At 47.2% G+C, this 18471-nt stretch carries 14 protein-coding genes and 1 riboswitch; all 14 genes read left to right on the top strand.

The window, feature by feature from the left end; all coding sequences use genetic code 11:
* Nucleotides 1-24 precede the first annotated feature (24 nt).
* Complete coding sequence (locus NV381_RS35200) at nt 25-1515, top strand: O-antigen ligase family protein (RefSeq protein WP_258217937.1); 1491 nt, start codon at nt 25-27, stop codon at nt 1513-1515.
* 100 nt (nt 1516-1615) lie between these two features.
* Nucleotides 1616-3895: an S-layer homology domain-containing protein gene (locus NV381_RS35195; RefSeq protein WP_258217936.1), complete on the top strand. Its 2280-nt coding sequence runs from the start codon at nt 1616-1618 to the stop codon at nt 3893-3895.
* 96 nt (nt 3896-3991) lie between these two features.
* The gene (locus tag NV381_RS35190; RefSeq protein WP_258217935.1) at nt 3992-4663 is read left to right on the top strand and encodes a DUF6483 family protein; all 672 of its coding nucleotides are present in this window, start codon (nt 3992-3994) and stop codon (nt 4661-4663) included.
* A gap of 138 nt (nt 4664-4801) precedes the next feature.
* Nucleotides 4802-4903, top strand: a riboswitch (purine riboswitch).
* A 198-nt stretch (nt 4904-5101) separates the two neighbouring features.
* Nucleotides 5102-5587: a 5-(carboxyamino)imidazole ribonucleotide mutase gene (gene purE, locus NV381_RS35185; RefSeq protein ID WP_258217934.1), complete on the top strand. Its 486-nt coding sequence runs from the start codon at nt 5102-5104 to the stop codon at nt 5585-5587.
* Nucleotides 5584-6765: a 5-(carboxyamino)imidazole ribonucleotide synthase gene (gene purK, locus NV381_RS35180; RefSeq protein WP_258217933.1), complete on the top strand. Its 1182-nt coding sequence runs from the start codon at nt 5584-5586 to the stop codon at nt 6763-6765. The genes purE and purK overlap by 4 nt, the downstream gene beginning before the upstream one ends.
* A 337-nt stretch (nt 6766-7102) precedes the next feature.
* The gene (gene purB / locus NV381_RS35175) at nt 7103-8398 is read left to right on the top strand and encodes an adenylosuccinate lyase (protein ID WP_171656643.1); all 1296 of its coding nucleotides are present in this window, start codon (nt 7103-7105) and stop codon (nt 8396-8398) included.
* 217 nt (nt 8399-8615) lie between these two features.
* Nucleotides 8616-9500, top strand: a complete 885-nt coding sequence (locus NV381_RS35170) for a phosphoribosylaminoimidazolesuccinocarboxamide synthase (RefSeq protein WP_258217932.1) — start codon at nt 8616-8618, stop codon at nt 9498-9500.
* Between the two features lie 234 nt (nt 9501-9734).
* Nucleotides 9735-9977, top strand: coding sequence for a phosphoribosylformylglycinamidine synthase subunit PurS (purS, locus tag NV381_RS35165; protein ID WP_171656641.1), 243 nt, complete (start codon nt 9735-9737; stop codon nt 9975-9977).
* Nucleotides 9978-10031: 54 nt separating this feature from the next.
* Nucleotides 10032-10727, top strand: coding sequence for a phosphoribosylformylglycinamidine synthase subunit PurQ (gene purQ / locus NV381_RS35160; RefSeq protein WP_258217931.1), 696 nt, complete (start codon nt 10032-10034; stop codon nt 10725-10727).
* Nucleotides 10705-12948, top strand: coding sequence for a phosphoribosylformylglycinamidine synthase subunit PurL (purL, locus tag NV381_RS35155; protein ID WP_258217930.1), 2244 nt, complete (start codon nt 10705-10707; stop codon nt 12946-12948). Before purQ ends, purL begins: the two co-directional genes overlap by 23 nt.
* Nucleotides 12933-14417 carry an amidophosphoribosyltransferase gene (gene purF, locus NV381_RS35150; RefSeq protein WP_258217929.1) on the top strand — a complete coding sequence of 495 codons (1485 nt, stop codon included), beginning with the start codon at nt 12933-12935 and terminating at the stop codon, nt 14415-14417. Before purL ends, purF begins: the two co-directional genes overlap by 16 nt.
* Nucleotides 14418-15551: 1134 nt before the next feature.
* Nucleotides 15552-16592: a phosphoribosylformylglycinamidine cyclo-ligase gene (purM, locus tag NV381_RS35145; protein ID WP_258217928.1), complete on the top strand. Its 1041-nt coding sequence runs from the start codon at nt 15552-15554 to the stop codon at nt 16590-16592.
* Nucleotides 16589-17242: a phosphoribosylglycinamide formyltransferase gene (gene purN, locus NV381_RS35140; protein ID WP_258217927.1), complete on the top strand. Its 654-nt coding sequence runs from the start codon at nt 16589-16591 to the stop codon at nt 17240-17242. The genes purM and purN overlap by 4 nt, the downstream gene beginning before the upstream one ends.
* A 14-nt stretch (nt 17243-17256) precedes the next feature.
* Nucleotides 17257-18435 carry a phosphoribosylaminoimidazolecarboxamide formyltransferase gene (locus NV381_RS35135; RefSeq protein ID WP_258217926.1) on the top strand — a complete coding sequence of 393 codons (1179 nt, stop codon included), beginning with the start codon at nt 17257-17259 and terminating at the stop codon, nt 18433-18435.
* The last annotated feature ends 36 nt before the right edge of the window (nt 18436-18471 follow it).

Below are 18471 nucleotides of genomic sequence, written 5' to 3'. Positions count from 1 at the left end.
CACACATTGGTGGGAGGAAGACTGGTGAACCCATTTATAAACATCGCCTTGCTGCTGTTTTTCTGGGTAGGGGCGCTTTTTCACGGATATTTGTACGAAATGGACTATTTGTATGCGGACATTTTTTTATTTATATGCTTAGCAGCCGTTGTTTTTCGCCAAAAGGAAATTAAATTGCGCGCTGAACATTTTTTGCTTTTCATTTTCATCGGGCTGTATATTATTAGTTTGTTTTATTCTGTAGACAAGGAAAAGGCACTGCTAGAAGCACTGAGAGTTATTGGCCTTATTCCGCTTTCTTTTCTTGTTTCAATCCAGACGACTGCAGGACATCAGGTTATTCTTAGATCTATTCCCTGGATTGGGATATTTCTTGTCGCAGTAGGATTAATATTTGAATTGGAACGGCAGGGGAGGTTGGAGTCGACTCTGCAGTACGCAAATGCATTAGCCATTTTTTTGCTGTTGGCCGTGCTCCTGTCCATATTGTTTTATATATTGGAGAGGAAGAGAAGCCAACTTATTCTTTTATTGATCAATGCTATAGGACTATGGCTGACGTTTTCAAGATCGGTGTGGGTTTTGTGGGCATTATTGATTGTGTGCTGCATAATTGCCTTTAAGCAAATGAGGGAAAAGACCGTGTTGGTTTCCATTATTTCGATGCATGCATTAAGTTTAGTTGTCTCCGCTATGATCAAACAAGATTTATCAGCTTTTTGGAATCGTGCCAGAAATATTCATACTCAAGCATCGGAATATCAACTTCGTACCGTTTATTGGCAAGACAGCTTGATGATGATAAAGGATCATCTATGGAGCGGGACAGGTGGCGGTGGATGGAGTGTCTTGCTACCCTATTACCGATCGGAACCATATTTCGTACGATTTGTACACAATCATTACTTACAGGTAGGGCTGGACGTAGGAGTAGTAGGTATTATTATATTAGTTGCTCTTATTATTCTATTTTATAAACAGGCAGGGCAAACGTTACATACAACAATGGACCCTGAAAAGGTTTTATGGACAAAAGGGCTGTTGATTGGAAACACGGTTTTGCTGCTTCATAGCGGATTTGACTTTGATTACAGCTTCTTGTTGTTATTCGGCCTATTTTTATTCTTCTCTGGAATTGTCAGTAGTGAGGGCCTTGCTTTATCGATCCAACTCAGCCGTATTAGAATTCCTATTGTAATATTGGGGGTCCTACCTGTAGTCCTTTGCATTCTCTGGATTGCTATAGGCCAGTTTTACAAGAATCAAGGTCAAGCGCAGGTTGAACAAGGTGAGTGGGTGAAAGCGCTGAATAGTTTTGCGCAGTCTGCCAAATGGATTCCATGGGCAGCATCAGCTCACTATGAATCGGCCAAGCTTTATATATTATTTGGTAATGCTACTCAAGATAGGAAGCACTACGAAAATGCTAAGACAGAAATATCACAATCTGTCCAAATGGTCCCGCGCGAACAACTATACCAATCCCTATTAACCGAAATTCAAAAGATAAAATGATAAAATAAGACAAAATATGATAAAAAGTTCATTTAAACCCATAAATTGTGTGATACAATGAATCGGTATTTTCAAAATGTGGCAGAGGTGGAATCAATTCATGAAGTATCGGAGCAAAATAAGACGTAAGTTCATTTTTAGCCTAATTGCGGTAATGGTTGTTCAACTGCTTATTCCTGTATTGACTTTTGCCATGCCGGGTCGATTTTTGTTCGGTGAAGAGTGGCGCGGCAAGCTCCACGGTTATGTCTATGTACAGGATCCACAGAAAGCCACTGTCACTTTCACTAAAGGCTCCGAAGTTACGACAGTCACTTATAATACCTATGGTGTTAAAGTTCCAAGCAGCCCTTCCCTGTATGATGACGATAATCGGGGATATTATAATGTAGTTTTTAATTTAGTCGATTATGAGGAGAATAAGATTCCGGATACGGTTTCCGTTACTGATGGGCAAGATGCTATTTTTTTTACTAAGACTGAGGAAGGAGATCATACTCGTTTCTCAGGAAATAATAATCCACCACGGCTGAGTCTTTATCGAATCCAAGGTAATCAATACCTTACCACTATCGCCGCGTCCTCATATATTCAGGCAAATAAGGCGCTTGTCGCCTTTACTCCAGTGAATAGTGATGCGAATGCAGTGGAGCTCAGCTTTCCGAATCTAGAAAATGCTCTACCCTATGCTACCAATATCGATTATACTAAGCTCTCCTTAACCGATTTCGTGATTACAGATACAACTACGGGAACGGATATTGCTTTGAGCAGTCTGAATAAACCTGCTATTTACGTAATGGACTCATCTAAGAATACAATAAATGTGGAAGCGGCGGCTCCGTTTATTCAAGGCCATACCTATATATTGAAGATGTCACCCTTAGCAGAAGGAAATGAAATCAGGGTCCCTGCTAATGGAACTTATTCAGGTAGGCTAACTATCGGTTCAGTTTTTACGTATCGTGTTGGTAATTATTCTGAGATCATGTATGATCCCAGTAATATTATCTTTTTCGATAACCTGGTCTTCAAACCCGCAAGCCCGGCGGTCAGTTCTCCGAATACATCCTCCGGAGGAAGAGGTGGGGGTGGAGGCATAGTTCCGGCACCGGATTGCGTGCCTGTTCAGGAAAAAGGTCTGAAGGTATCTGCACAAACCGTTCTTAATATACTAGATGGGGTATCCGAGGTTCAGGCGGTTTTGGATTCCGAAGCTCTTAAGAAGGCACTGCAATCGCTCCCAAATAAAACAAAGAACGAGCAGCGCATTTTGGTTTGCGTTGATAACTTATCCTCAAGAGCGAAGGTTGTGATGTCAGCAGCGGACTTAGCTGAGAATACGTCTTCAGAAGCTGTCATATCCCTAATTTTTAAAGAGTATAGCTATGATATGCCGTTGCGTGCCTTGAATATAGCTGCGTTGTCTTTCGGTTTGGGAACGGATTTAAAACAAATGGAAATCCATATAGGGATCAATCAGCTGGAGGGAGCTTCCTACGAGAGGATTCGGAGTGATGCGAAAAGGAATAACATTACTTTGCTCGGTCCAATTGTTGAGTTCAAAGTGGAGGCCGGGGCAGGCGGAAGAAAGCTGGAAGTAAATGATTTTGGCGGTAACTACATAACAAGTACAGCTGCTATTCCGCAGGCGGTTGACGGCAAAGTTGCGACAGCGCTGCTTTATAATCCTGATAAAAGGGAATTGACTTTTGTTCCCTCTGTTTTTTCAACTGTAGAGGACAAGTCTGTCGTAAAGATTAAAAGGCCGGGAAACGGTACATATGCGATTGGTTATACCCAGACATTGTATAATGATATAAGTGGACACTGGGCCAAAGCGGATATTGAGCAGCTTTCTAAAAAAATGGTGATCCAGGGAATCAAGGAGAAACAATTTGTACCGGAAGGGGCCTTGACCAGATCCCAACTGGCAGCGCTGTTGGTTAAATCCCTTGGTTTGGAGTCTGGGACGAAGTCAGTAAAATCAATTTGGAAGGACGTACCCGATTGGGAGTGGTATGCACCTTACTTTACAGCTGCTGCTAATGCTGGACTTATTCAAGGCTATGAAGACGGAATGATGAAACCAGATGATCCGGTAACACGCGAACAGATGGCGGTTCTGATCATGAGGGCGTTGAAATTTACAGGAACCCAAACAACCAAGTCAGAGGTTTCAGAAGAAGTACTTAACATTTTTGTAGACAAAGCATTCATTCAAGAATGGTCAAAAGAGGCGGCAGCGCAAGCTGTGAATACGGGACTTATGAATGGTAGCGACGCTTCTCGTTTTGTTCCGAATGGTAATGTAACACGTGCCCAGGCTGCAGTGATGATAAGAAGAATGCTTCAGCTAGCGGATTTTATGAATCGTTAATTGAGCTAGGTTACTATATACAAAAAATAGATTAGGTGGTTCAGGTGTATAGCCCAAAACTGCCTAATCATTTTTCATTACGGAGGGGGAACCGGGATGTACCAAAGAGACTATCTGCTGCGAATGATCGAACAATTCAGTGTGGTGCTGGGCAAGGTTATTTTTCAGCGGCGGAATCAGCGGTTTACCGAGGCGTTGGAGCTGTTGGCACAAGCGATGAAACAGCTGTTGGGGCTTAATTCGAAGCTGGTGAGAGCTTTATCTGCCAAAGATTTGATTTCTTTGCTGTCCTCGCAAGGATACTTTGATACGGGAAAAGGGCTGCTTCTTAGCGATATGCTGAAGGCAGAAAGTGAAGTACTGCTCGAAAACGGTCAGGAAGCGGATGGCTGGGGATGTCGGTTGAAGTCTTTGGAGCTGCTGCTCGAAATAAACCAACTTCCAGAGGCGCTGGATTACAAGTCGGATATTAAGGAAAGAATGGATGAATTATTGCCGAAGGTACAGCATTATCGGACGTCGTCACGGATTACGGAGCTATTGATGTTTTATCATTCGGAGAACGGGCAGTTGGCAAAAGCGGAGGATATGCTGTTTTTTCTGCTGGAGGATGACCCGGACAATGAGATTTTTCTTGAAAAAGGGCTGCAAATGGTTGAAAAATGGCTGGAATATACAGCAGAAGAGCTGTCAGCAGGGAATTTAACGGAAGAAGAAATTCGTGCAATCTATGAGATACTTATTAAATTGAAACAAAATGGAAGCTAGTGGAAGGAATATGACCTTTGATTTAGATGAAATGCGAACCTTTTAACGTGGGATTTCACATATCGTTCGTCTTTTTAGGTTGACATGAGCCTTTGATCACTGGTAAACTAAAAACGTAAAAGTTAACTGTTTTTTTTAGCTAAAAATGTCGATGCGTCTCGTATAATGTCGGGGATATGGCCCGTAAGTATCTACCCAGAAACCTTTAATTTTTGGACTACGAGTAGCGTAAACGGAAAGGTCAGCACAATGGTGCTAGGCCTTAGCTTGCGCTTGAGTTTATTCTTGTCGTCCTGTTGATAGGCTGCTTATAGGGATTGTCGATTTTGTTGAAGGGGAAGAATTTAGGTAATACCTTACAAACGACATCTTGTGTTAGGCGTTCTATTTGCCGGGCGTTTTTGTTTTTTTATATAGTGCAAACCATGGAGGTTCGAAATGTCTGTTCTTGTAGGAGTCATTATGGGAAGCAAGTCGGATTGGGAGACCATGAAGCATGCTTGCGACATGTTGGAAGAGTTAGGGGTTCCTTATGAGAAAAAGGTTGTCTCAGCCCACCGCACGCCTGATCTGATGTTTGATTATGCGGCATCGGCGGCTGAACGAGGATTAAAGGTCATTATCGCTGGAGCGGGCGGAGCCGCTCATCTACCCGGTATGGTTGCCGCGAAAACGGAGCTGCCGGTTATTGGTGTTCCTGTCAAAACGTCCACACTCAACGGTCTGGACTCGCTCTTGTCCATTGTGCAGATGCCGGGAGGCATTCCGGTAGCTACTGTAGCGATAGGCCATGCTGGGGCAACCAACGCAGGTTTGTTGGCGGCACAAATCATCGGGGCTTTCGACCCTGCTTTGCAGGAAAAGGTACGTGATCGCCGCGAGCGCACTCGTCAAGCGGTAATCGAAAGCAGCGTGCTGGAATGAGTGACAAGCGGAGTGGCAGTTTGGATGCGGCAAAGGTGATTCGTCCAGGTAGCACCATCGGTGTTCTGGGCGGCGGCCAGCTAGGTCGGATGCTTGCCTTGTCAGGTCGGGCGATGGGCTATCGCTTCGTCACACTGGACCCGACGCCGGATGCGCCGTGCGGCCAAGTGGCTGACCGGCAAATTACGGCGGCTTACCACGATGTGGAGGCAGCACGGGCACTCGCAGAGGAGTCGGACGTCATCACGTACGAGTTCGAAAATGTCGACGCCGATGTTACAGAGCTGCTGATGGCAGAGTCTTATGTGCCACAGGGCAGCAGGCTGCTGTACACGACGCAGCATCGTCTGCGCGAGAAGCGTGCTATTGAAGCCGCTGGCGTGAAGGTAGCGCCGTATGCGGAAATCAGCAGCGCATCTGAGCTGCGAGACGCGGTGATACGCTTCGGCACGCCATGTGTGCTGAAGACCGCAACCGGCGGTTATGACGGCAAAGGGCAGTGGGTTATCCGCTCGCTTGATGAAGTGGAGGAAGCTTACGAAACGTTGAGCCGTGCTAAGACGGAGCTTGTCTTGGAACAGTTCATCCACTTCGAGAAGGAGCTCTCAGTTATTGCGGCTAGAAGTCCGCGAGGTGAAGTGAAAGCTTTCCCGGCAGCGGAAAATATACATGTAAATAATATTTTGCATCTATCTATAGTTCCTGCCCGAACATCAGAGCATATTCAGCAGGAAGCAGAGCGACTGGCGGTGCAAATTGCCGAATCGATGGGTGTGATAGGGCTGATTGCTGTTGAGCTGTTTTTGACCCGGGAAGGTGAGCTGTTCGTTAACGAGCTGGCCCCGCGGCCGCACAATTCAGGTCACTACACGATGGAGGCCTGCAAAACATCGCAGTTCGAGCAGCATGTGCGAGCGATCTGCAATCTGCCTCTGGGTTCAACAGAGCTGCTGACGCCGGTTGTAATGGGCAATGTGCTGGGACAGCATGTCGAGCCTTTGCTGGATTGGATTGTGCAGCCTGAATCCGAGCAGCAAGCTGGTGGTGAAACCGCTAAAGTTCATTTGTACGGCAAGCATGAGGCTAAGCACAACCGCAAGATGGGGCATGTGAACGTATTAGCGGCTTCAGTCGATGAAGCACTGCAATGGATAGAGGCTTCAAACATATGGAGGTAGCCCCCACCCAAACCAGTAGCCCCCACCCAAACCCTCCCCGCCGGGAGGGCTCCAAAGGGCTGCCGCCCTCTGGACACCCGCCAGGCTGGGGGGAAGGAGATTGGCTTGATGCTTCAAAGGGGCTTTGGTGGTGGGAGCGCGTTTGTCGAGGCTGCTCTGGCTTCGCGGAGCGAGCCTCTCCACGCTTACATGCGGGAGGGCGAGGGCAGTTAGAGATACTTAGAAGTGCTATAGTGAAACTTGTTCCATAAGAGACCCAAAAGCATGAACGGTGAACCACCGACAAGCCTATAAGGAAAGGCTTGGGTGGGTAGAATATAGAAGGAGGATTTAATCAATGATCGATCGTTACAGCAGACCGGAAATGGCGCGTATTTGGACGGAGGAAAACAAATTCAATGCATGGCTGGAGGTTGAATTGCTTTCCTGTGAGGCCTGGGCCGAGCTTGGCGTCATTCCTAAAGAAGATGTGGTGGAGCTGCGCAAGAATGCCGCTTTTGACATCGACCGTATTTACGAAATCGAGCAGGAAACTCGTCATGATGTTATAGCTTTTACCCGTGCAGTTTCTGAAAAAGTGGGCCCTGAGCGCAAATGGGTGCACTACGGATTGACTTCCACTGACGTGGTGGATACGGCACTTGGGTATTTGCTACGCCAAGCAAATGAAATTTTGGAAAAGGACCTGCTGAACTTCATCGAGATTTTGAAGGATAAAGCAGTTCAATATAAAGATACACCTATGATGGGTCGTACACATGGCGTCCATGCAGAGCCAACAACATTTGGTTTGAAAATGGCGTTGTGGTGGGAGGAAATGAAGCGTAATCTGGAGCGTTTCCGCTTTGCAGCTGACGGTGTGCAGTATGGAAAAATTTCCGGTGCAGTTGGTACGTACGCGAATATTGATCCGTTTGTTGAAACTTATGTTTGCGAGAAATTAGGCACAAAAGCTGCACCAATCTCGACTCAAACATTGCAGCGTGACCGTCATGCTGAATATATGGCGACACTGGCTTTGATAGCTACTTCGATGGACAAGTTCGCAACGGAAATCCGCGCGCTGCAAAAGAGCGAATTCCGCGAGGTGGAAGAAGCTTTTGCCAAAGGTCAAAAAGGTTCATCGGCGATGCCTCATAAGCGTAACCCGATCGGCTGCGAGAGCATTTCCGGCTTGTCTCGTGTAATCCGTGGCCACATGATCTCGGCTTATGAGAATGTTACGTTATGGCATGAGCGCGATATTTCGCACTCCTCCGTTGAGCGGATCATCCTGCCGGATGCTACCATCCTGCTTAACTATATGCTGAATCGCTTCGGCAACATTGTGAAGAACTTGACGGTGTTCCCGGAAAACATGAAGCGCAACATGCAAAGCACTTACGGCGTGCCTTTCTCAGGTCGCGTTATGACGAAGCTGATCGACAAGGGCTTTAGCCGCGAGCAAGCGTATGATACGGTTCAGCCGCGTGCGATGCAAGCTTGGGAAGAGCAGCGCTCTTTCCGCGATATCGTGGAGAATGCTTCGGTCATCCGCGAGCAATTGAGCCTCGAGGAAATTGAGGACTGCTTTAATCCTAGCTGGCATTTGAAGCATGTAGACACTATCTTCACTCGTTTAGGTCTGAATTAATTTATTCTTTCTTTTTATATAAAATTTATATGTTTTTCAACCGTGCGCTGGCGACAATGAAAAGATACCGGAAAGTTTACGCGAATCTTTTTGAAGCTGTGTTACAACCATTAAATCTAATCAAAGTAACCCAGCTTCAATAGATTCTGTAGGTACTTTTCATTGATCGCTTTCTTGCACGGTTGAAAAACATAATCTCAGGGGAGGACCACGGACAATGGTCTCAACAAAAGCAATATCGAGCGCCGAAGCCTACGTTACAGCGCCTTTGCTTTACAAAGGCAAGGTTCGCGAGCTGTACGATTTGGGAGAGCATTACTTGATCGCAGTAACGGATCGCATCTCGGCTTTTGACTGGGTGCTGTCGCCAGCCGTGCCGGATAAAGGCAATGTGCTCAACAGCTTGAGCGCTTTCTGGTTTAAGCAAACGGCTCATCTGATGCCGAACCATGTGGTACACACTGATGTTGACCAGCTGGGTGACATCGTAACAGACCGCGAGATCATGAAGGACCGCTTCATGGTCACGAAAAAGGCTGAGCGCATCGACATCGAATGCGTGGTGCGCGGCTACATTACTGGCGGCGGATGGCGCCAATACGAAAAAACCGGCGAAGTCAACGGGCATAAGCTGCCGGAAGGCCTTCGCAAAAACGAACGCTTCGCCAAGCCGATCTTCACGCCAGCAGCGAAAAACGATGTCGGCCACGACGAGGATATCTCGATCGAGCGGATGAAAGAGCTGGTTGGCGCTGAATTGACGGAGCAGCTGGAAGCAAAAAGCATCATGCTGTATGAGTTCGCTCGTCAATTTTGTGAGGAGCGCGGCATTATTTTAGCAGATACGAAGTTTGAATTCGGCTTGATTGATGGAGAAATCATTTTGATTGATGAGATTTTCACTCCTGATTCCTCCCGTTTCTGGGCCAAGGAAAACTACGCTTACGATATTGAGATCGACGGTATGGATAAAGAGCCTGTACGGACATATCTGTCCAGTACCAATTGGGATAAAAACAGCGAGCCGGATCCTTTGCCATCTGAAGTAGTAGAGGAAACCTCCCGCCGTTACAGAAACATTCTTGAGCGTTTGGTGAAATAAATAGTAATTGGAACAGCAGCCATGATTCGTAAGGTGGCAGTGAGATTTGGACATGTAATTTTTTCTATTTTATATAAAACAAGTTTTAAAAAGCAGGTTGAGAGATAGGGAATGTGCCGGACAGTTTGCTTGCAAACTTGTTTCTGAGGTTAAGCTTACAGCGTGCATCCCTTCCCTTTTCGGAAAACATTGGCTTTTTTAACTTAATCCCACTCTCTAGGAGGATTCACCTCAATGTTAAAAGCAACCGTTTATGTAACGATCAAACAAAGCGTACTAGATCCGCAAGGAGTTGCGGTACAAGGCGCGCTGCATTCTATGGGTTTTGATGAAGTGGGCAAAGTGCGTGTAGGGAAGTATTTGGAGCTTGAGCTTGGTACAAGCGATCGCGCTGAAGCTGAGCAACGTGTGAAAGCAATGTGCGAGAAGCTTTTGGCTAATACCGTTATCGAAGATTACCGTTACGAATTGGTTTAAGACTTGGCAAACGGAATATAAAAGGCAGCAACCAAAGTGAAGGAGGACCATGTGATGAATTTCGCAGTACTGGTGTTTCCAGGCTCCAATTGTGATATTGATTGCTACAAAGCAGTTGAAGAAACGATCGGCCAACCTGTTGAATATGTATGGCATACCGAAACGGATTTATCTAAATATGATGGCATTATCGTTCCCGGAGGTTTCTCTTATGGGGACTACTTGCGCTGCGGCGCAATCGCACGTTTTGCTCCAGTTATGACTGCATTGGTTCAAGCGGCTGAGCAAGGCAAATATATTATCGGCATCTGTAACGGATTCCAAATTTTGCTCGAATCCGGCTTGCTGCCGGGGGCGATGCTGCGTAATGAATCCCTTAAATTCCGTTGTCATGCGGCTATGCTGCAGGTAGAAAATACGAATACGCCATTCACGGCGGAGTACAAGCAAGGTGAACTGATCAATATTCCCATCGCACATGGTGAAGGCAATTATTACTGTGACGATGAAACACTGGCAGAGCTTAAAGCTAATAACCAGATCGTGTTCCGTTATGAAGCGGGTAATAACCCGAACGGATCCGTTGATGATATAGCGGGAATTTGCAACAAAGCGGGCAACGTGCTTGGCATGATGCCGCATCCTGAGCGCGCGATTCATGAGCTGTTGGGCTCGGCGGACGGCAAACGGATGTTTACTTCGATTTTGAGCACATGGAGGGAAAAGCATGGCGCAGCAGTTAACAGCTAAGGAACCAACCGCAGAGCAAATCGCGGAGCAGAAAATATATAAACAAATGGGCGTTACCGATGCAGAGTTTGATAAAATCTGTGGGTTCCTGGGTCGCCAACCGAACTATGTGGAAATCGGTGTTTTTAGCGTTATGTGGTCTGAGCATTGCTCTTACAAAAATTCGAAGCCGGTGCTTCGCAAATTTCCAATCACAGGTCCTCGCGTATTGATGGGTCCTGGCGAGGGCGCAGGGATTGTTGATATCGGTGATAACCAAGCCGTTGTGTTTAAAATAGAAAGCCATAACCACCCTTCGGCGATTGAGCCTTTCCAAGGCGCGGCAACAGGTGTGGGCGGCATTATTCGTGATATTTTCTCCATGGGCGCACGTCCAGTAGCTTTGCTGAACAGCTTGCGCTTCGGCCGTCTGGAAAATGAACGCGTTAAATATTTGTTCGAGCATGTAGTTTCAGGGATCGCAGGCTACGGCAACTGTATAGGTATTCCAACGGTTGGCGGCGAAGTCATGTTCGATGAGAGCTACGAAGGTAATCCGCTCGTTAATGCAATGTGCGTTGGTCTTATCGACCATGACAAGATTCAGAAGGGTGTTGCTAAAGGCGTAGGCAACCCAGTGTTTTACGTGGGTCCTGCAACTGGACGCGATGGTATTCATGGAGCTACGTTTGCTTCTGAGGAACTGACAGCCGAATCCGAAGCGAAACGTCCTGCGGTGCAGGTCGGCGATCCGTTCATGGAGAAGCTGGTATTGGAAGCTTGTCTTGATTTGATTAATTCCGGTATCGTACTCGGTATTCAGGATATGGGCGCGGCGGGTCTTACATGCTCAAGCGCTGAGATGGCAAGTAAAGCCGGCAATGGTATGGAACTGTACCTTGACGAAGTGCCGCAGCGTGAGGTTGGCATGACGCCTTATGAAATGATGCTGTCGGAATCCCAAGAGCGGATGCTGTTCGTTGTTGAGCCTAAGGATGAAGCTCAGGCGAGAGCTATTTTTGAACGTTGGGGCTTGCATTGCGCGAAGGTTGGTAAAGTATCGAATGACGGCCGTTTGAAGCTGTTCCATGGCGGCGAGATGGTTGCTGATATGCCTGTTACAGCGTTAGTTGATGAGTGCCCGGTTTACAACAAGCCTTCTCAAGTACCTGCTTATTATGTAGAGAATGCGTCTGTAGATACAAATCGCTATGCGGAAGTAACGGATTTGAATGGCGCTTTAAATAAAGTATTATCTTCCCCTACAGTAGCTAGCAAAGAATGGGTATATAATCAATATGACTACATGGTGCGTACCAGCACAGCGGTTCGTCCAGGGTCAGATGCTGCGGTAGTGACGATTCAAGGCTCACGCAAAGCATTGTCCATGTCCACGGATTGCAACGGACGTTTCGTCTACCTGGATCCTGAAGTGGGCGGGATGATTGCAGTAGCAGAAGCAGCTCGTAATAACGTATGTTCCGGCGGAGAGCCGCTGGCCATCACGGATAACCTTAACTTCGGAAGTCCGGAAAAGCCGGAAATTTTCTGGCAGCTTGAGAAAGCGGCTGATGGTATTTCCGAGGCCTGCCGCAAGCTGAATGCTCCGGTTATCGGAGGAAACGTAAGCTTGTACAACGAAAATTCCAAAGGCGCGATTTATCCAACACCGGTTATCGGTATGGTCGGACTCGTTCATGATACAGATCATATTACAACTCAAGGCTTCAAAAAAGAGGGCGACATCATTCTCGTGCTCGGCGACACGAAAGCAGAGCTCGGTGGTAGTGAGTTCCAATATGTCATTCATGGCGTAACTGAAGGACGTCCTCCGCAAATTGATCTCGATGTTGAGAAAAAGCTGCTGGATACCGTTCTTGGCGCTATTCAAAAAGGCCTTGTGGCTTCTGCACATGATTTGTCCGAAGGCGGGCTTGCAGTGGCGTTGGCGGAAAGCTGCATGAGCGGTCGTCTAGGCGCTCAAGTCAACTTCAACACAGAACTGCGCAATGATATTGCATTGTTCAGCGAAAGTCAGTCACGTATATTGTTAAGCGCATCTCCGGAAAAGGCTGCTGAGTTAAAGCAGTTGATCGAACAGCAAGGAGTCTCCTATCAAGAATTAGGTCAAGTCCAAGGAAAAGATCTGCTAATCCAAGTTAACGCTAAACCAGTCATCCAAGCGGAAGTTACTCAATTAGAAAAGGTTTGGAAGGATGCGATTCCATGTCTGATGAAATAAAGACATCGCAAGAGCTATGGACAGGACGTTTCTATAATGATGGAATCAACAGCCATGATGGGCTGTTTGACAAGCTTCGCGAGGAGTGTGGTGTTTTCGGGGTGTTCGGTCACTCCGAGGCAGCATCACTTTCTTATTACGGATTGCATGCACTTCAGCACCGTGGTCAAGAGAGCGCAGGTATTTGCGTAGCAGACGGTGCTGGTTTTAAATATCACCGTGGAATGGGCTTGGTCAAAGAAGTATTCGTTAACGATACCTTGAGTACCTTAGTCGGTACTTCGGCGATTGCCCATGTTCGTTATTCGACAGCTGGTGAGAGCAAGCTAGCTAACGCACAACCGCTTATTTTCAAATACCGCGGCGGCGATCTTGCGATCGCTACTAACGGTAACTTGACCAATGCAGCGGCGATTAAGCAGGACCTTGAGAACCAAGGCTCTATTTTTCAAACAACAAGTGATACAGAGGTAGTAGCTCACTTAATAGCACGCTCGAAACACGATGACATCGTGCTGGCAGTCAAGGAAGCGCTGTTGAAAGTAGACGGAGCTTATGCTTTCTTGTTTCAAACAAAGGATAAGCTGATTGCTGCGCGGGATCCGCATGGCTTGCGTCCTTTTGTAATGGGACGGTTGGGGAACGCGTATTTGTTTGCTTCCGAGACCTGTGCATTCGACGCGGTAGGAGGTACTTACTATCGTGATGTAGAACCAGGCGAGCTGCTCGTGATTGATACGAAAAGCGGGATTGTTGAGGATCGCTTCTCACCAATCAAGCAACGTGCTATTTGTGCTATGGAATACATTTACTTTGCGCGTCCAGACAGTGATATAGATTCAATCAATATCCACTCCGCACGCAAACGGATGGGACGTCAGCTGGCGCTTGAAGCCTTCGTTGACGCTGATATTGTAACCGGCGTGCCGGATTCCAGTATTTCAGCGGCTATCGGCTATGCTGAGCAGACGGGCATCCCTTACGAGCTGGGGCTGATCAAAAACCGCTACACAGGCCGGACCTTTATCCAGCCGAGCCAAGAGCTGCGTGAGCAGGGCGTTAAGATGAAGCTGAGCGCGGTGCGCAGCATCGTAGCCGGCAAACGAGTCGTCATGATCGATGACTCTATCGTTCGCGGCACGACATCCCTTCGCATCGTGAACCTGCTGCGCGAAGCGGGAGCAACTGAAGTCCACGTGCGTATCAGCTCGCCACCGTTTATGAATCCTTGCTACTACGGCATCGATACGCCGGACCGCAAGGAACTGATCGCCGCGCAGAAGTCGATCGAAGAAATTCGCCAGGCGATCAACGCCGATTCGCTGCATTTCTTGAGCAAGGACGGCCTGCTGGGCTCCATCGGCCGTCCGAATGTGGAGCTGAACCGCGGCCACTGTACAGCCTGCTTCGACAACAGCTACCCTACTCGCATCACCGAAGAGACAGAGATCGGCTGTGGGTGTGACTAAGAGCCTGGCCTCAGGAATGGTTGGTAATATAGTTGGAGACTAAGGATCTGTAATGTGATTGGTAGTATAGTGGTGCTAAGATCTGAAGTGTTGGTTGGTTAAAAAGTTGTACTAAGGATCAGAAGTTGATTGGAAATATAATGGTGCTAAGGATCAGAAGTGTTGATTAGTAAGTGGTCGTGCCGAGATCTGAAGTGTTGATTGGTAAAATAGTTGTGACTAAGGATCAGAAGTGTTGATTGGTAAAATAGTGGTGCTAAGGATCAGAAGTGTGGATTGGTAATATGGTCGTACTGAGGATCTGAAGTGTTGATTTAGTAAATAGTCGTGCCGAGATCTGAAGTGTGGGTTGGTAAAATAGTTGCGCTGAGGATCAGAAGTGTGATTGGTTATATAGTTGTGCTAAGGATCAGAAGTGTTGATTGGTAAAATGGTCGCGCTGAGATCTGAAGTGTGGGTTGGTTAAATAGTTGTGCTAAGGATCAGAAGTGTTGATTGATAATATAGAAATTTGCAGTTTATTTGGTAATATATATTGGATTTGGCGCCAAATGTAATAACTCTACATCAAATTACTGGCTGCTGTTGGTCTTCAAAAAAATAACTGGAAAAGGTACCGCTAATCTGTTCATTTTTTTGAATGGACGAGGATTAACAGGAATTTCTACCTCTAATTTGACTGATTCCTTGTGTTGAGGCGGATTTTGGCATAATTAGCAGTAGGTTTTCCAGCTAAATCATCTTACAGGCCGTATTAGGGAGAAATTAGCGGGAGTTTTTCCAGTTAGTGTTGCAAGATGGAGCACTTGCACGTGCCCTCCATCATTACTCCACACACACTCCTGTCTGTGTGGAGTAACAATAAATGGCTGGGTGGCATGCGCCATCCCCGCCCAAACCTATAAAACGCACGGTTGTTGCGTGCGTTTTGTTTTTAAAGCAGCTGATCGCCGGCAAGGCGGAGGTCTGTGTGCCAGCCGGAGAGTTTACGAGCCGCCTTTGAATGCGTGTTGCTACGTCCTATTCTAATCAGGGAACACGCATTCAACAGCGGCCGCAGGCGGCACACAGAACGGAGCCGGTTTAGGCGGTCGAATTACTGCTCTAATCAAAACCCAAAGGAGATGATTCCCAGTGTCGGATGCATATAAGAAGGCCGGAGTCGACATAGCGGCAGGCAACGAAGCCGTAGAACGTATGAAAAAGCACGTGAAAACAACCTTCCGTCCCGAAGTGATGACGGATTTGGGTGGATTCGGCGGGCTTTTCGGCTTGAATAAGGATAAATACGACGAACCAGTGCTCGTTTCAGGTACAGATGGCGTGGGTACGAAGCTTAAGATTGCTTTTGCCATGGATAAGCATGATACGATTGGTATTGATGCTGTGGCTATGTGTGTGAATGATATTATCGTACAAGGTGCAGAGCCGCTATTTTTCCTGGATTACCTGGCTTGCGATAAAGTCATTCCAGAAAAAATCGAGTCGATCATCAAAGGAATTAGCGATGGCTGCGTACAATCCGGCTGTGCTTTAATCGGTGGCGAAACGGCCGAAATGCCAGGGATGTACTCCGAAGGCGAGTATGATATTGCAGGCTTTACGGTTGGCGTAGTGGACAAGAAGAAGATTATCAATGGTTCAACAATCACACCGGGCGACGTAGTTATCGGCCTTGCTTCCACTGGCGTACACAGCAATGGGTTCTCGCTAGTTCGCAGACTGCTGCTTGAGGAAAAAGGCTACAGCCTGCATGATCACGTAGATGCACTGGGCGGTAAGCTGGGCGATGTGATTCTGGAACCGACCAAGATCTATGTGAAGTCCGTTCTTGCAGCTTTGGAGAAGGTACAGCTTAAAGGACTGGCGCATATCACAGGTGGCGGTTTTATCGAGAATATCCCGCGTATGCTTCCAGATGATGTGAATGTGGATATCGATTACGGCTCATGGCCGATTCTGCCAATTTTCCAGCTGATGCAGCAAGAGGGTGGTATTAGCAATAACGATATGTTCCGTACCTTTAACATGGGCATCGGTATGGTTATTGTTGTATCCGAGCAGCAGGCAGCGGAAGCCAAAGCAATTTTTGAACAGCACGGAGAAAAAGTATACACACTGGGTCGGGTAACAGCCGGTGAGAGGATTGTTACGTTTCAAGGAGCGGTAGTATGACGAAACCGTTTCGCATCGCCGTTTTCGCGTCCGGTAGCGGCTCGAATTTTCAGGCTATCGCGGATGCGGTGAATGCAGGCAGGTTGGCTGGTGACTCTGTCACCGACTCGCCCATGCATCCGAGGCTCGATGTTCGCATCGAGCTTCTTGTATGTGACAGACCGAAGGCTCAAGTGGTGGAACGAGCGAGGCAATTAGGGGTGCCTGCGTTTGTGTTTCGCCCGAAGGACTATGCAGACCGCGAAACTTATGAAAAAGAAATATTAGAGCGGCTGCAGGCGCTTGAGATCGATTTGGTAGTGATGGCCGGTTATATGCGTCTTATTACAAATGTGCTGGTCGAGCCGTTGTATGGACGTCTGATTAATATTCACCCGTCGCTGCTGCCGTCTTTTCCCGGCTTGGATGCTATTAAACAAGCGCTGGATTATGGTGTAAAAGTGACCGGAGTTACGGTACATTACGTTGATGGCGGTATGGATACAGGGCCAATTATCGCTCAGAGGAGCGTTGAAATTACACCTCAGGACACGGAAGAAAGCTTGGCTGCGCGCATCCATGAGATAGAACATGTGCTGCTGCCTCAAGTCATAGAACGAATTGCTAGAGGACAGGTTCAATTGCAAGGGAATATCACTATAACCAGTTAGGAAGGGATAAACCAATGAGTAACTCGAACGAGCTTCATTTACGCTATGGCATGAACCCGCACCAAAAGGAAGCAAAGATCTACAGTGAGAACGGCAAGCTGCCTCTAACGGTAGTAAATGGCGATCCTGGCTTCATTAATCTGTTGGACGCTCTTAACAGCTACCAGCTTGCAAGAGAGCTTAGACAGGCAACAGGGCTTCCTGCTGCCGCTTCATTTAAGCATGTTAGTCCGGCTGGAGCAGCGGTTTATGCACCGATCAGCCCTGAGTTGGCTAAAGCTTACTTCGTAGAGGGTCTGGAGCTGTCTCCACTTGCAACAGCCTACGCTAGAGCCAGAGGAGCAGATCGGATGTCCTCATTCGGTGATTGTGCGGCGCTTAGCGATATTGTTGATGCTTCCACAGCCAGATTGCTGAAACGCGAAGTATCCGACTTGGTTGTTGCACCTGGTTATACAGAGGAAGCTTTGCAAATTTTGAAAGAAAAGAAAAACGGTGGTTACTTAATTTTGCAGATCGATCCGGAATACGTGGCGAATCCTGTTGAAAAGCGCAATTTATTCGGCATGACCTTAGAACAGCAGCGCAATAATGCAGTGATAGACGAATCTGCTCTGACTAATATTGTTACGAAAAATAAAGATTTGCCGGAATCAGCCAAACGCGACATGCTTGTTAGCTTGGTTACCTTGAAATATACGCAATCCAACTCCATTTGTTATGCCCTTGATGGTCAAACTATAGGTATTGGTGCAGGACAGCAATCCAGAATTCATTGTACTCGTCTAGCCGGTGATAAAACGGACCGTTGGTTCCTTCGCCAGCATCCCAAAGCGCTTTCGATGGCGTTCCGTCCGGGCTTATCCCGTGCTGAGCAGAACAACGCGATCGATCTTTGGCTGGAGGATGAAGTTACTGCTGTAGAAAACGCAAGCTGGGAAAGCTGCTTCTCGGAAGTTCCGGCACGTCTGACACGTGAGGAGAAACGCGAGTGGTTGAATAAGCTGCAAGGTGTTACCTACGGTTCGGATGCATTCCTGCCATTCCGCGATAACATTGACCGTGCGAGCCGCAGCGGCGTGAAGTATGTTGTACAGGCTGGCAGCTCCATGCGTGATGAAGAGGTTGTACAAGCAGCTAATGATTATGACATGGTCATGACCTATTCAGGCGTGCGTTTGTTCCATCATTAGAAGATAGAGCTTATGCAGCAACCTTTAACTAATTTA

Source organism: Paenibacillus radicis (ex Xue et al. 2023), from assembly GCF_024722015.1.
Classification (GTDB): Bacteria; Bacillota; Bacilli; order Paenibacillales; family NBRC-103111; genus Paenibacillus_S.
The sequence above is the reverse complement of the archived record's forward strand: the minus strand, read 5'-3'. Positions and strand labels throughout refer to the sequence as shown.

Coding starts and splice junctions, on each gene's coding strand:
- purS (WP_171656641.1), top strand. CDS start 9,735: ATGTTAAAAGCAACCGTTTATGTAACGATCAAACAAAGCGTACTAGAT.
- NV381_RS35135 (WP_258217926.1), top strand. CDS start 17,257: ATGAGTAACTCGAACGAGCTTCATTTACGCTATGGCATGAACCCGCAC.
- purE (WP_258217934.1), top strand. CDS start 5,102: ATGTCTGTTCTTGTAGGAGTCATTATGGGAAGCAAGTCGGATTGGGAG.
- purK (WP_258217933.1), top strand. CDS start 5,584: ATGAGTGACAAGCGGAGTGGCAGTTTGGATGCGGCAAAGGTGATTCGT.
- NV381_RS35190 (WP_258217935.1), top strand. CDS start 3,992: ATGTACCAAAGAGACTATCTGCTGCGAATGATCGAACAATTCAGTGTG.
- purN (WP_258217927.1), top strand. CDS start 16,589: ATGACGAAACCGTTTCGCATCGCCGTTTTCGCGTCCGGTAGCGGCTCG.
- purB (WP_171656643.1), top strand. CDS start 7,103: ATGATCGATCGTTACAGCAGACCGGAAATGGCGCGTATTTGGACGGAG.
- NV381_RS35170 (WP_258217932.1), top strand. CDS start 8,616: ATGGTCTCAACAAAAGCAATATCGAGCGCCGAAGCCTACGTTACAGCG.
- purL (WP_258217930.1), top strand. CDS start 10,705: ATGGCGCAGCAGTTAACAGCTAAGGAACCAACCGCAGAGCAAATCGCG.
- NV381_RS35195 (WP_258217936.1), top strand. CDS start 1,616: ATGAAGTATCGGAGCAAAATAAGACGTAAGTTCATTTTTAGCCTAATT.
- purF (WP_258217929.1), top strand. CDS start 12,933: ATGTCTGATGAAATAAAGACATCGCAAGAGCTATGGACAGGACGTTTC.
- purQ (WP_258217931.1), top strand. CDS start 10,032: ATGAATTTCGCAGTACTGGTGTTTCCAGGCTCCAATTGTGATATTGAT.